Source organism: Afipia sp. GW821-FHT04G03, assembly GCF_059419985.1.
This window is the reverse complement of sequence record NZ_JBWKSV010000003.1, coordinates 42102-54141: the sequence shown is the minus strand read 5'-3', so window position 1 is coordinate 54141 and position 12040 is coordinate 42102. Positions and strand designations below refer to the sequence as shown.

The window sequence follows — 12040 nt, the reverse complement described above, 5'->3', positions numbered from 1 at the left end:
CGGCGGGGGAAACCCCGCCGTTTTTTATGTGCTGATTTTCGGGAGATGCACCGCTATGCAAGGCTGCGCGGCCGCCATCGCAAGCTCGCCGCCGGGTGATTAACTCTTTGTTAAGGGAACAATTTAAGTCGGCCTTAACCATAATTTAAACCGTACCTCCTATAAAAACGGGCAAGACGCCGCTCTCAGATTGCAGCTCGCCGATTCGGTGGCCGGCATTTTGTCTATGTAAGGAAGGTACTCACATGTCCGATATTGTTCTCACGGCGTCAGTTCGCCAGAATCTGCTGTCGCTGCAATCGACCGCGGACTTGCTGGCCACCACGCAGAATCGCCTTGCCACCGGCAAGAAGGTCAATTCGGCCCTCGACAATCCGACCAACTTCTTCACGGCCGCCGGGCTCGATGCCCGCGCCAGCGACATCAACAACCTTCTCGACGGTATCGGTAACGGTGTGCAGGTCCTGCAGGCTGCGAACACCGGCATCACCTCGCTGCAGAAGCTGATCGACAGCGCCAAGTCGATCGCCAACCAGGCGCTCCAGACCAACGTCGGCTACACCAAGTCGAGCCTGACGACCGGCCCGAATGCGGGCGCGTCCGGCTCCAACCTGCTCGGATTGCCCGACACTGCGGCTACCGTGACGGGCACCGTTGTCGCCGGCCTGACGGCTGCTTCCACCCTGGCTGCGGCGGGCTTCGCCAACGGCAACACGTTCACCGTAAACGGCAAGACGATTTCGTTCGTGACCGGCTTGCCGGCCGACCCGGCGTCCACAACCGATCCAGTCACCGGCAACGTGTCGATCAGCCTCGCCAGCACGGGCAACACCGTCGCGACCGTTCTCAGCGCAATCAACAGCATCACCGGCGGCACGTCGAGCATCTCCGCTGGCAACCAGCTCACAGTCAGCAATGCCGCCGCCGATTTGGGCAACAGCATCGCGTTTGGCGGCACCAGCAGCGTCCTGTCCAAGCTCGGCCTCACCACCGGCACCACGCCGCCGACTTCCACATTCTCCGGCAAGACGCTGACCATCACCTCGACCACAGGCGGTCCGGCAACCAACATTGTCTTCGGTACTGGCGTCGGGCAGGTCTCGACCATCAACCAGCTCAATGCCGCGCTGCTGCCGAACAATCTTCAGGCAAGCATTTCTTCGACCGGCGCGATCACCATCACCACCTCCAACGATGCAGCGTCTTCGACGATCGGCACTATCGGTGGTACGGCGACGGCTCCGGGTGAGTTGTTCGCAGGCGCGACTGTCTCGGCGCCGGTTGCGGATTCCAATTCGCAGTCAACGCGCGCGAACCTCGTGTCGCAATACAACAACATCATCCAGCAGATCAAAACGACCTCGCAGGATGCTTCGTTCAACGGCGTCAACCTGCTCAATGGCGATCAGCTCAAGCTGGTGTTCAACGAAACCGGCAAGTCCACGCTCAACATCACGGGCATCAATCTCGATCCGGCCGGACTCGGTCTGGGCGCTTTGACCCAGGGCTCCGACTTCGTCGACAACGTCGCCACCAACAAGGTGCTGGACTCGCTGAACTATGCGAGCAGCTTCCTGCGCTCGCAGGCCTCGACGCTGGGTTCAAACCTGTCGATCGTGCAGATCCGCCAGGACTTCTCGAAGAACCTGATCAACGTGCTGCAGACCGGCTCGACGAATCTCACGATTGCCGACACCAACGAGGAAGCGGCGAACAGCCAGGCGCTGGCGACCCGCCAGTCGATCGCGGTCTCCGCACTCGCGCTGGCCAACCAGTCGCAGCAGAGCGTGCTTCAGCTTCTCAGGACGTAATAGAAGACGAAAGCCTGAACGGAAAAGCGGCGAGGCAAATCCTCGCCGCTTTTTTGTGCCTTAAATTGCTACTGTTCCTTGGAAGCCGGATTTGATTAGCTAACAACCGGATGGACCGAAAGCGGCCCACGGGTATCGCGGATATTTTTGGAGACGGGAAGTGCCCCTCAGAGTCGAACTCAAGCCGTTTGAACGGATCATCATCGGCCAGAGCGTCATCACCAATTCGGACACGCGCGCGACGTTCCTGATCGATGGGGATACGCCGATCCTGCGCGAGAAGGATATCCTGACGGCGGAGACAGCCACCACGCCGGTGAAGCGGATCTATCTCTGCATTCAGCAGATGTATCTCGAGAATGACATTCCGAAGTATCAGGAACTCTATCTCGGCTTCGTCAAAGACCTGCTGGAAGCTGTGCCAAGTTTTCGCGAACATATTGAAGTCGCAAGTAATCTTATTTTAAGCGGTTATCTTTACAAAGCTCTAAGAGAAATCAGGAAACTGATAAGTCGCGAAGACGAACTCCTATCGAGGTGATGAATGTCTACAGCCGCTCAGGCTTACGCAAAGACCGCTCGCACGACAGCATCTCCTCGCGAGATTGAAGCGCAGGCACTCCTGAAGGCCGCGAACAAACTCCAGAACGTCATGTCGAACTGGGATCATCCGGATACGGATTTCGCCGAGGCGCTGCTTTTCAACCGCAAGCTCTGGTCGATTCTCTTGAGCGCAGTCACCAGCGACGAGAATCCGCAGACCATCGAGGTGCGCCAGAACATCGCCAATATCGGTACTTTCGTCATGACCCAGACCGCGGAATTGCAGCTCAATCCGCAGCCCGAGAAATTGAAGCCGCTCATCGACATCAACTGTAATCTTGCGGCGGGACTGTCCGGCCGCGCTTGACGCGCTTCAACGCGAGGACGGACGATGGCCGATCTTCTCAGCATTATATCATCGAACTACGTCGCGGTCGGCTCCAACGTCAACCTGTCGAAGACGCCCTATGTCCCTGTTGAGGCGGCGAACTACGAAGGAACGTGGAGCGGGAAATACGCCAACAACGACAGGTTCTCGGTCCAGGTGATGAATGTCATCGGATTTCGCGCCAAGGTCAGGTACGAAAGCGGCGCGACCGTCAAATACCAGGACGTCCTGATCAAGGACAATTCCTTCAAGATCGGCGATTCCAAGTTCACGCTGACGAAGATCGGCACGGCGCAGATCAAGACCGTGATGACCAATGCGGCCACCGGCGCCCAGTCGCTCGAGACGGCTTACGCGACCCAGAGCTAAGCACCGGGCGCGCGAAACACTCAGACCCTCAGATCCGTATTCCGGTGCATGTTATCCTGCCGTGCCGCGTCGAGCGCCCGCAGGTAGGCACGGGCGCGCAGCCGGGCTTCGTCGGGGAACTGGCGGACCACAAGGCTGGTTCTGCTATCGACCGTCCGGTAGACGATTTCGGCCGAGGCGCGATCGATGACGACCTGACGCGACAGCCTGTCGGTTTCCGCCTGCGAATTATTGCGCGCCTGCAATGACGCATCCGGAGCCGTAACGGCCTTGTCGGGCGGCAGTTGCGTCGGGACAGCCGTCTTCGCTGCATTGGATGCAGGTTCAACGTAGGTCGCCGCAACCGATGCCCCCACCGGTTTAATGTTGAAATCCGCGCTCATGGCAGCCTCTGGCTTCCTCTAGCGTCTAAACCCCAACCCTCCGGAACCGATTATGAGCGGAACCGTCTGAATTCCTTCCTTACGTTTCTGCGGTGATTTAAATCAAAGTGGATGCGTTTCGCGGTGCGGCTATCCCCGACGCAATATAAAGGCGCATGGCAATGCCATGCGCCTCGCAATTTCGGGCGGGAGAAAAACCTAAAGCGAGCGGCTAACGGAGAGGGGCGTGACGTGACGCGGCCCCGGCGTCGCGCGATGTCCGGCGGCCGTATAGCCGTTCGGAAGATGGCGGCGCTGCATCTCGCTGTTGACCCCGCGCACGATGCCTTCGGACACGGCGTGGGCTGTCGCCAGCACGGTGAGATTGACCTGCAGCATCGCGCGGAAGGTGTCGTGATGACGGTGCAGCGCCGTCAGGAGTTCCGGCGTCGATTGCATGAGGTAGTCGCGGCTGCGCGTCAGCCTGGAAATCGCATCGACATATTGCCGCGACGTTTCGCTTTTCTGGGTTTCGAGCGCCATGGCCTCGCGGACGTTGCCGGCGCGAACCAGTTCGGTCTCGCGCTCCACGATGCTGAGCAGCGTCCCCATGATCTGGATGAGGCCCTCGGCCAGCTTGCGGGCTTCGACGGGCGTCGCTGCCGGAGCAGGCGCGGCGGGTGAGTTTTTTCCAGGCTGAGATGTCATGCGGCGTCCCTTCGGATGCGCTTAGCCGGCGCGATTGGCCTGCTGAAGAATGAGGGTGCGGAAGACGTCGTTGGAAATTCCAACGCCGCCGGCTTGCGCGAATGATTTCGAATACTGCTCGGTCATCATCGAGCGCCAGACTCCGGTGCCGGGTGTGTTGCCGTAAGGACCGTCACCCTTGATGCCGCTCGTCATCTGCGAAAACATCGAATTCAGGAACACCGCCTCGAAATCCTGCGCCTGGCTTTTCGCCTTGGCCTGCGCCTGCGGCGAGACTTTCGTCAGCGCATCCTGCAGCAAGAGGTCGGGACGGCCGCCGGTGAAGGTCGTCGGAGCCTTTGTCAGCGTCGGGGTGATGCTCATCACATCACCTCAATGTCGGCCTGGATGGCGCCCGAAGCCTTGATGGCTTGCAGGATGCCGATCAGGTCGCGTGGCCCAATGCCGAGGCCGTTGAGGCCATCGACCAGTTGTTGCAGCGAGACGCCGTCCTTGACGACGGCGAGTTTCTTGCCGTCCTCCTGAACGCCCACCCGTGTGTTCGGCGTGACGACGGTGCGGCCGTTCGAAAATGGCGCGGGCTGGCTGACCTGCGGGCTTTCGGAGATTGAGACGGTGAGGTTGCCCTGCGCGACCGCGACGGTGGCGACGCGGACGTCGCGGCCGATCACAATGATGCCGGAGCGTTCGTCGATGATGATCTTCGCACCGACATCTGGCTCGACCTGCAATTGTTCGATCTCGGTGAGCAGTGCCACCACGTTGCCCTTGAATTCGGACGGAATGCTGAGCTGCACGGTGGAGGGATCGACCGGCTCGGCGGTCTTGGCGCCGAGGAAATCATTGACGGCCGCAGCGATGCGCTTGGCGGTGGTGAAGTCGCCGTTTCGCAGAGCGAGACGCACGTTGGGCAGACGGTTCAGCGCGAATTCGATCTCGCGCTCGACCAGTGCGCCGTTGGCGATGCGGCCATTGGTCGGCACGCCCTTGGTGACGCTGGCGGCTGCGCCTTCAGCGGAGAAGCCGCCGATTGTCAGCGAACCTTGTCCAACCGCATAGACATTGCCGTCAGCGCCGAGCAGGGGGGTGACCAGCAGCGTGCCGCCCTGCAGGCTCTTGGCATCACCGAGCGCGGACACGGTGATGTCCATGCGGGTGCCCTGGGTGGCGAACGCGGGAAGGTTGCCCGTGACCATCACGGCGGCGACGTTGCCGGTGCGGATCGTCGTGCCGCGGATATTGACGCCCATGCGTTCAAGCATCGCCTGCAGCGACTGCTTGGTGAAAGGGATGTTGTTGAGCGTGTCGCCGGTGCCGTTGAGGCCGACCACGAGGCCGTAACCGATGAGCTGGTTCTGGCGCACGCCTTCGATGTTCGCGAGATCCTTGATCCGCGACGTTGCATCGGCCGGTGCGCTGAAGGCGGTCAGCAGGGCGATGGCCATGCAGGCTGCCTGAAAAGTCCGAAACATCCTCTGCTCCCCGCTGAGGTCTCTGCGGCCCGTACCCCGTGCTCCCCACGAGGCTGGTCCGGCATTAACTATGCGAGGGCCGTGCCAGAGCTTGTGATGTCTATAAGATACTGGTTTATATCGATAATTCTGGAATACACCGGGACTGCGCACCGCGGTCCTCGCGCCGAAGTTGCCGTATCCGGCATAAATTGCCGGGTCGTTTACCTCTCGTTAACCATAAACGTTCACTTTGAGGCGTGGGTTCCGCGGATCGATATAGGCTTGATGCCGGTGGTCTCCGACCCGTTGCGAGATAGCACGATGCGAATCTACGGACCCAATGGAGCCAACCTGGCGTCGCCGGCGGCAACCGCCCGGCGTTCAAGCTCGACAACATTTACCCTCGACATCGGCACAGCGGCGGAGACTCGCTCTGCTGCGCCGCCGCGCGCCGCCAGCGGAATCGACGCGCTGCTGGCCATGCAGGGTGTCGAAGACTCGGTGGAGCGCCGCAAACGCTCCGTCGCCCGGGGCCGGACCGCGCTTGGTGTGCTCGACGATCTCAAGATCGGCTTGCTCGCAGGATCCTTCGATTCGAACACCATCGCCCGCCTGCGCACTGCCGCAGCCGATCTGAAAACCACGTCGGGCGATCCCGGTCTGGATCAGGTGCTATCCGAAATCGAGCTTCGCGTGGAAGTCGAACTCGCCAAAGCCGGCCAGTAAAGGCCGGCCAGCCAGGGCCCGGTCGGCACCCCCCAGCCTTAAGAGATTGCCGCCGGACACGGACCGTTTGCGTTCGGGCGACCGGTGTTCCCGCACAGCCGGGCAGGCGATGTTCCCTGTGGAAGGGCCGCCAAAAGGAGCATATCGGCGTAATTTCCGGGATATAGGCGATATTGTCTGTCACAGGCCGCCGCTATATAAGCTCCGGCGCGCGGGACGTTTTCCGTCCCGCCTTGCACGTCGACATGGACCGCACTTGGAAAAGTTGAAGAACTACAGGCCCTCGGAAAAAGAGCCTTTCATGAACGAGCGTCAGCGGGAGTATTTCCGCAGGAAGCTGCTCGACTGGAAGGAAGAGATCCTCCGGGAATCGAAGACCACGCTTCAGCAGCTTCAGGAAGAGAACGTCAATCATCCTGATCTGGCCGACCGTGCTTCATCGGAAACCGATCGCGCCATCGAACTTCGCGCGCGCGATCGCCAGCGCAAGCTCATCTCCAAGATCGACGCCGCCTTGCAGCGGATCGAAGACAACACCTACGGATATTGCGAAGAAACCGGCGAGCCGATCTCGCTGAAGCGGCTCGAAGCGCGTCCCATCGCGACGCTGTCGGTCGAGGCGCAGGAGCGCCACGAAAAGCGCGAGAAGGTCTATCGCGACGAATAGGACAGCCGGCTCATTGTTGTCCGCCGATGATTGCAACAGGCCCGGTCACCGAAACGGTGGCCGGGCCTTTTTTGTCGTCGCTGAAAATCGTTCGCCGTCAGATCACGCGGCGACGCTGAAGCCGGAGATCTGAACACGGTTGCGGCCCGAAGCCTTGGCTTCATAAAGGGCAGCATCCGCATTGTTCAGCAGCGACTGGAGTGTTTGCGGCTCAGTCGAGCGAATGGCGATGCCGGCGCTCACCGTTGCGCGGATCGGCCCATTCGCGGTCTGCACAACCGTTGCCTCGATCTGTGCTCGTATGCGATCCGCGACAGCGGCGGAAGCCTTTGGGCTTGAGTCCGGCATGACGATGCAAAACTCCTCGCCGCCCATGCGCGCTGCGAGGTCGTTCGCGCGGATATTTGCACGGATCAGGTCGGCGAAAGCCTTCAATATCCGATCGCCGGAATCATGTCCGAAGCGATCGTTGATTGTCTTGAAGTAGTCCAGATCCATCATGACCACAGCCGTTCCGGCAGGAGCAACATCCAGCGGGTCATCGAATAGCGCGCGCCGGTTGAGGAGACCGGTCAGGGCGTCCTTCATTGCATCCGACTTGTGGCCGTCCGCAATGCGCATCTGATTGAGGGTGAGGCTGAGGGCTCCGATACCGCTCAATCCGGCAATCGCCATGATGGAGTTAATATCTTCCGCCCAGTTCGCAGGCCGGGACGTGAGTACGATCTGGCCCTGTTCGGCGAGCGCGTAACCGCATGCAATGAATGACGCCGCCGTAGCCGCGCAGAATACTGCATTGGCTGTCATCAGAAGGGGGGATTCCGCGCGAGCAAGCCAATAGTGACGCGCAGTCATTATGAGAAGGATGCCGATCGCGACGTTGCCGATCATTATTCCGACGCCGGAATAGCCCAGCGCGAAAGCTGTCGATATCGAGATGAACGAAAGGGCGACAGACACAGTTGTCGAAGTCCGGCTAGTCTGACCGGAGCAAAATCTGGCGCAACCGGCGTGAAGCAGTCCGAATCCAGCGATCAGAAACAGGAAAGAGGTCAGCAGCAATCCCGAATTGTACTGCTCGACGACGGCGCCAAAGAAAACAACGCCGACGACGATAAGGACAAGTCCAACTGACCACATCAGCAGATGCGTCTCGGATCGCCCGATCGCCCACATCATGAAGAATGTGAGGCCGAGCGACGCGCCCGAAAAGCCGATGGCGACGAGAACGGATAACTGATCGAGAAACATATGACGGATACCGTTGGACTTGGCGCTCTTCATACGTCAATGGTCGTTATCGAACCAACACGCGCAGTGTCATTCGCTTTCCAGGGTGATCAAATGGTTACCGTGTGCGGTTTTGTCTGATGGTTTTTTCGTGGCTGCGATGTCTGCCGAAAAAGAAGTCAGAAACGAGCACGGCTCCGCGTCAGGGGAGCTGACGCGGAGCCGTGTCGTATTACACCGTGCTGCGCCTAGGTTCGCCGCATGGTGTGGGAGCCGGGAGAAGGCGCGGGAGGGGCGCCGGTCTGGCCGCCGCAAGTTCCGAAACTCGCGGCGGGGAATTTGCGACTAGAACGGCAGCAGGATGTCGGAGACCTGCTGGCCAAGGCGGGGTTGCTGCACGTCGGTGATCTGGCCGCGTCCGCCGTAGGCGATGCGGGCCTGCGCGATCTTGCTGGAGTCGATGGTGTTGTCGCTCTGGATGTCTTCCGGCCGCACGATGCCAGCGACGATCAGTTCGCGGATTTCGAAATTGACGCGGATTTCCTGCTTGCCTTCCACCACGAGATTGCCGTTCGGCAGCAACTGCGTGACCACGGCGGCGACATTGGTCTGCAACGCTTCCTGCCGGTTGACCGAACCCTTGCCGTCGCTGGACGACGTGGAGTCCGTCGTCAGCAGCTTGCCGGGAGGGATCGCGGAATTGGTGAGCGGCACCTTGGTGATGCCGAAGAAATTGGTGATGCTGGAATCTTCCTTGTTAGCGCGGCTGCGCTGGGTCTCGTTGGCGATGTTGGCCTTGTCGGTGATGTTGACCTGCACCGTGAGAATGTCGCCGATCTGATGCGCGCGCTGATCCTTGAAGAAGGCGCGTGAGCCGTTCCGCCACAACGAATTCGGATTGAATGAGGCCGGCTGCGGCGCGGGCATCGGCATCGACACCGGCTTGTAACCCGCCTGCGCCGTCGGATTGTCGATCGCGGACAGTTTCGGCTTTTCGCCGATCGCCGCGAGGCGATCCAGTGACGAGCACCCGCTGGCCAGAGTTCCGAGCGCCAACAAGCTGCCGGCGACAACGATGCGATTGAACAGGTGAAACTTCGACATGACTGTTACTCGGCTTTTCTGGATACGGGGGCGGACGGTGTTTCGCGGGCGGCGAGGGCGGCGGTGTTGAGACGGGGCATTGCGGCGACGACGGAGACCTGACCCGGTCCGATCACGACGCCCTGGATGGTGCGCTTCGATTGCAGGTTGACGACATTGACCACATCGCCTTCGGTGCCGCTCTCGACGGCCTTGCCGCGGCCGGTGAGGTAAAGTCCGGGCGTTTCATAGATCAGCGTGACGCTTTGATCGCGCGAGACCATGTCGGGCTTTCCGAGATCGGCCGCTTTGAGAGCCTGCCCCGCGCGCATCTGCTTGCGGGCCTGCATCCCGATGGAGCGTTCGCGGGTTGCAATGTCGTTTCCGACTTCGGCCTTCGGCCGCCGCTCGACGGTGATGTCGGAAGATTTCAGGATTTCATTGCGCTCGACGGCGCGCGTTAGCACGGCAGCCTCGACGGTTTCGACCGCGGTGCCGATGAAGCGCAGCTTGGTCGGCGAGTAGGTCGCGTCGTTGGCGATCTCGAACGTAATGTCGAAACGGCCGTTGCGAGGATCGTACCGCACGATGGTGGCGCGCATGTCGCCGGTATGCGCAGCGTCGAGTTGCAGTTCGCGCAAGTCGCGCTCGAACGTGACGGAGATGTTGGCGGCGTCGCCGAGGCCGTTGCGCCGTTCGAGCGCGCGGGCGATCTGAAGTTCGACGTCTTTGGAGACAAGGAGGCGCGACGAGCGTGTCACCGAAACTTCGCGGATGTCGCGGGTGTCGACGCCGATCACCTGATGCGCACGCAGCGCCGAAAGCAGTTGCGATGTCGGCAGCGAGCCGGTGGTGCCGAGATCCGGCGCACGGAAGATTGCGATCTGCGCGGCGGTTCCGGCGTTCTCGATGACGTCGCCGATGCGGACGACATCGCTGTTGACGGTGATGCTCGCGCGCAGCACCGGGCTCGACAGGCCATCCTGTTCGGATTGCGCGAAGGCCGCGCCGGAGAGCCCGGCGAGTACGGCTGCGACGATGAGGAACGGACGCAACATCATGGTCTCCCTCAACGGAACATGCCGGTGGTGGACTGCATCATCTGGTCGGCGGCGCTGACGACCTTGGCGTTCATTTCATAGGCGCGCTGGGCGGCGATCAGATCGGATATTTCCGAGACCACTTCGACGTTGGCCTGTTCGAGATTGCGCTGCTGCATGTCGCCGAAGCCGTCGGCATTGGCGAGACCATCCTGCGGCGGACCGGACGCCGGCGTGTCGGTGAACAGGTTGTCGCCGATCGATTGCAGGCCCGACTTGTTGATGAACCGCGTCAGGCTGATCTGGCCGACGACCGTCGGGGTGGTCGTGCCGGGTGTCATGACCGAAACCTGGCCTTGCGGGTTGATGGTGAGGCCGGATGAATTCTGCGGGATCGTGATCGTCGGCTGCACCGGATTGCCCTGCGCCGTCACCACGCGGCCGGTGCCGTCGGTCGTGAACGAGCCGTCGCGCGTGTAGGTGTAGGTGCCGTCGGTCATCTGGATCTTGAAATAGCCTTCGCCGCGGATGGCGATGTCGAGGTCGCCGCCGGTGGGCAGCAGCGTGCCTTGAGTCATCAGGCGCGGCGTGCCGACGGTCTTGACGCCGCCGCCGATGTCGATGCCGACGGGAAGGACGGTGCCCTGATCCGACGCCTGCGCGCCGACGCGCTTGACGTGTTCGTAGATGAGATCCTGAAACTGCGCCCGCTGCTTCTTGTAGCCGGTGGTGCGCAGGTTCGCGATGTTGTTGGAGATGACCTGGACGTTGAGTTCCTGGGCCGCCATACCGGTCGCTGCTGTGTAAAGTGCGCGCATGGGTCTGTTTCCTTATGCCGATGAATCGCCAAGCGTCTGGATCGCGGTTTTGCGGAGGTCGTTCTGCTGCTGCATCATCGAGGCGACGTTCTGATAGGTTCGCATCACTTCCATCATACGGGTCATCTCGGACACCGCGCTGACGTTGGATTTTTCGACGAAGCCCTGATTGACGCGCGACGCGAGGTCGGGCTGTGCAATGTTGCCGGCCGGCGCTGAATAGAGGTTCGCGCCTTCCTTCTGGAGCCGCTGCGGGTTGTCGAACTTGACGAGCTTGAGCCGGCCGCGAATGGAATCGAACTGGGTGACGGTGCCTTCGCGGACGGTGATGGTGCCTTCGCCCGAGATCACGATTTCTTTGTCGGTCGGCTGGAACACGATCGGGCCGTTGGTCCCGAGCACGATGTTGCCGCCGGTGGTCACGAGCTGACCCTGGGCATTGATCTGGAACGAGCCGTCGCGCGTATAGCGCTCACCGGCTGGCGTCTGCACCGCGATGAAGCCTTTGCCGTCGATCGAGATGTCGAGCGGGTTGCTGGTCTTTTCCAAGGGGCCTTGCGCGAAATCATGGTAGGCGGCGCGGTCCTGCACGAAGCTGACGCGGCGGTCGCTGACCGAAAAGTTGTCTTCGTGCGCGCCCGAGTTCAGATATTCCTCGAACAGCGACTTGTTGGCCTTGAAACCGTTGGTGTTGACGTTGGCCACGTTGTTGGCAATGACGTCGATCTGCCGCTCAAGCGACATCTGCCGCGACAAAGCGACGAGAAGCGTATTCTCCATCGGTCAATCTCCCCTTGTTGAACCGCGGCCTGCCTCTCCCAAGGCGTGACGCGGATCGTGC

At 61.0% G+C, this 12040-nt stretch carries 15 protein-coding genes; 6 read left to right on the top strand and 9 right to left on the bottom strand.

Features of this window, described 5'->3' with window-relative positions; translation table 11 throughout:
* Nucleotides 1-245: 245 nt before the first annotated feature.
* The 4 genes from AC07UB_RS14750 (at nucleotide 246) to AC07UB_RS14735 (ending at nucleotide 3111) form a co-directional block, all read left to right on the top strand.
* Entirely contained in the window at nucleotides 246-1811 is a 1566-nt protein-coding gene (locus AC07UB_RS14750) for a flagellin N-terminal helical domain-containing protein (RefSeq protein ID WP_492790220.1), read from the top strand.
* A 160-nt stretch (nucleotides 1812-1971) separates the two neighbouring features.
* Complete coding sequence (flbT, locus tag AC07UB_RS14745; RefSeq protein WP_492790219.1) at nucleotides 1972-2352, top strand: flagellar biosynthesis repressor FlbT; 381 nt, start codon at nucleotides 1972-1974, stop codon at nucleotides 2350-2352.
* 3 nt (nucleotides 2353-2355) lie between these two features.
* Nucleotides 2356-2721, top strand: coding sequence for a flagellar biosynthesis regulator FlaF (flaF, locus tag AC07UB_RS14740; protein ID WP_492790218.1), 366 nt, complete (start codon nucleotides 2356-2358; stop codon nucleotides 2719-2721).
* Nucleotides 2722-2745: 24 nt separating this feature from the next.
* Nucleotides 2746-3111, top strand: a complete 366-nt coding sequence (locus AC07UB_RS14735; RefSeq protein WP_492790217.1) for a hypothetical protein — start codon at nucleotides 2746-2748, stop codon at nucleotides 3109-3111.
* Between the two features lie 20 nt (nucleotides 3112-3131).
* On the opposite strand, the gene AC07UB_RS14730 is transcribed toward AC07UB_RS14735, so the two are convergent.
* From AC07UB_RS14730 to AC07UB_RS14715, 4 genes are all read right to left on the bottom strand, one after another.
* Nucleotides 3132-3494, bottom strand: a complete 363-nt coding sequence (locus tag AC07UB_RS14730; protein WP_492790216.1) for a hypothetical protein — start codon at nucleotides 3492-3494, stop codon at nucleotides 3132-3134.
* A 198-nt stretch (nucleotides 3495-3692) separates the two neighbouring features.
* A complete protein-coding gene (locus AC07UB_RS14725) occupies nucleotides 3693-4181 on the bottom strand; it encodes a hypothetical protein (protein ID WP_492790215.1) in 489 nt (162 codons plus the stop codon).
* A gap of 21 nt (nucleotides 4182-4202) precedes the next feature.
* The gene (flgJ, locus tag AC07UB_RS14720; RefSeq protein ID WP_492790214.1) at nucleotides 4203-4544 is read right to left on the bottom strand and encodes a flagellar assembly peptidoglycan hydrolase FlgJ; all 342 of its coding nucleotides are present in this window, start codon (nucleotides 4542-4544) and stop codon (nucleotides 4203-4205) included.
* Complete coding sequence (locus AC07UB_RS14715; RefSeq protein ID WP_492792658.1) at nucleotides 4544-5626, bottom strand: flagellar basal body P-ring protein FlgI; 1083 nt, start codon at nucleotides 5624-5626, stop codon at nucleotides 4544-4546. The genes flgJ and AC07UB_RS14715 overlap by 1 nt, the downstream gene beginning before the upstream one ends.
* A gap of 330 nt (nucleotides 5627-5956) precedes the next feature.
* Between AC07UB_RS14715 and AC07UB_RS14710 the strand changes: the two genes are divergently transcribed.
* Both AC07UB_RS14710 and dksA read left to right on the top strand, forming a co-directional pair.
* Nucleotides 5957-6361 (top strand): flagellar assembly protein FliX, encoded by a 405-nt coding sequence (locus tag AC07UB_RS14710; protein ID WP_492790213.1) that lies wholly within the window; start codon nucleotides 5957-5959, stop codon nucleotides 6359-6361.
* Nucleotides 6362-6662: 301 nt separating this feature from the next.
* The gene (gene dksA / locus AC07UB_RS14705) at nucleotides 6663-7028 is read left to right on the top strand and encodes an RNA polymerase-binding protein DksA (RefSeq protein WP_006021432.1); all 366 of its coding nucleotides are present in this window, start codon (nucleotides 6663-6665) and stop codon (nucleotides 7026-7028) included.
* A 102-nt stretch (nucleotides 7029-7130) separates the two neighbouring features.
* Here dksA and AC07UB_RS14700 read toward each other — a convergent pair whose 3' ends face one another.
* The 5 genes from AC07UB_RS14700 to flgF all read right to left on the bottom strand — a co-directional run bounded on the left by AC07UB_RS14700 (nucleotide 7131) and on the right by flgF (nucleotide 11979).
* Nucleotides 7131-8312: a GGDEF domain-containing protein gene (locus AC07UB_RS14700; protein WP_492790212.1), complete on the bottom strand. Its 1182-nt coding sequence runs from the start codon at nucleotides 8310-8312 to the stop codon at nucleotides 7131-7133.
* Between the two features lie 291 nt (nucleotides 8313-8603).
* The gene (gene flgH / locus AC07UB_RS14695) at nucleotides 8604-9362 is read right to left on the bottom strand and encodes a flagellar basal body L-ring protein FlgH (protein ID WP_492790211.1); all 759 of its coding nucleotides are present in this window, start codon (nucleotides 9360-9362) and stop codon (nucleotides 8604-8606) included.
* A 5-nt stretch (nucleotides 9363-9367) separates the two neighbouring features.
* Nucleotides 9368-10399 carry a flagellar basal body P-ring formation chaperone FlgA gene (flgA, locus tag AC07UB_RS14690; RefSeq protein WP_492792657.1) on the bottom strand — a complete coding sequence of 344 codons (1032 nt, stop codon included), beginning with the start codon at nucleotides 10397-10399 and terminating at the stop codon, nucleotides 9368-9370.
* An 11-nt stretch (nucleotides 10400-10410) separates the two neighbouring features.
* Nucleotides 10411-11199 carry a flagellar basal-body rod protein FlgG gene (gene flgG / locus AC07UB_RS14685; protein WP_492790210.1) on the bottom strand — a complete coding sequence of 263 codons (789 nt, stop codon included), beginning with the start codon at nucleotides 11197-11199 and terminating at the stop codon, nucleotides 10411-10413.
* A 12-nt stretch (nucleotides 11200-11211) separates the two neighbouring features.
* Complete coding sequence (gene flgF / locus AC07UB_RS14680) at nucleotides 11212-11979, bottom strand: flagellar basal-body rod protein FlgF (RefSeq protein WP_492790209.1); 768 nt, start codon at nucleotides 11977-11979, stop codon at nucleotides 11212-11214.
* Nucleotides 11980-12040: the final 61 nt, after the last annotated feature.

Coding starts and splice junctions, on each gene's coding strand:
- AC07UB_RS14750 (WP_492790220.1), top strand. CDS start 246: ATGTCCGATATTGTTCTCACGGCGTCAGTTCGCCAGAATCTGCTGTCG.
- flaF (WP_492790218.1), top strand. CDS start 2,356: ATGTCTACAGCCGCTCAGGCTTACGCAAAGACCGCTCGCACGACAGCA.
- AC07UB_RS14735 (WP_492790217.1), top strand. CDS start 2,746: ATGGCCGATCTTCTCAGCATTATATCATCGAACTACGTCGCGGTCGGC.
- AC07UB_RS14730 (WP_492790216.1), bottom strand. CDS start 3,494: ATGAGCGCGGATTTCAACATTAAACCGGTGGGGGCATCGGTTGCGGCG.
- AC07UB_RS14725 (WP_492790215.1), bottom strand. CDS start 4,181: ATGACATCTCAGCCTGGAAAAAACTCACCCGCCGCGCCTGCTCCGGCA.
- flgJ (WP_492790214.1), bottom strand. CDS start 4,544: ATGAGCATCACCCCGACGCTGACAAAGGCTCCGACGACCTTCACCGGC.
- AC07UB_RS14715 (WP_492792658.1), bottom strand. CDS start 5,626: ATGGCCATCGCCCTGCTGACCGCCTTCAGCGCACCGGCCGATGCAACG.
- AC07UB_RS14710 (WP_492790213.1), top strand. CDS start 5,957: ATGCGAATCTACGGACCCAATGGAGCCAACCTGGCGTCGCCGGCGGCA.
- dksA (WP_006021432.1), top strand. CDS start 6,663: ATGAACGAGCGTCAGCGGGAGTATTTCCGCAGGAAGCTGCTCGACTGG.
- AC07UB_RS14700 (WP_492790212.1), bottom strand. CDS start 8,312: ATGAAGAGCGCCAAGTCCAACGGTATCCGTCATATGTTTCTCGATCAG.
- flgH (WP_492790211.1), bottom strand. CDS start 9,362: ATGTCGAAGTTTCACCTGTTCAATCGCATCGTTGTCGCCGGCAGCTTG.
- flgA (WP_492792657.1), bottom strand. CDS start 10,399: ATGTTGCGTCCGTTCCTCATCGTCGCAGCCGTACTCGCCGGGCTCTCC.
- flgG (WP_492790210.1), bottom strand. CDS start 11,199: ATGCGCGCACTTTACACAGCAGCGACCGGTATGGCGGCCCAGGAACTC.
- flgF (WP_492790209.1), bottom strand. CDS start 11,979: ATGGAGAATACGCTTCTCGTCGCTTTGTCGCGGCAGATGTCGCTTGAG.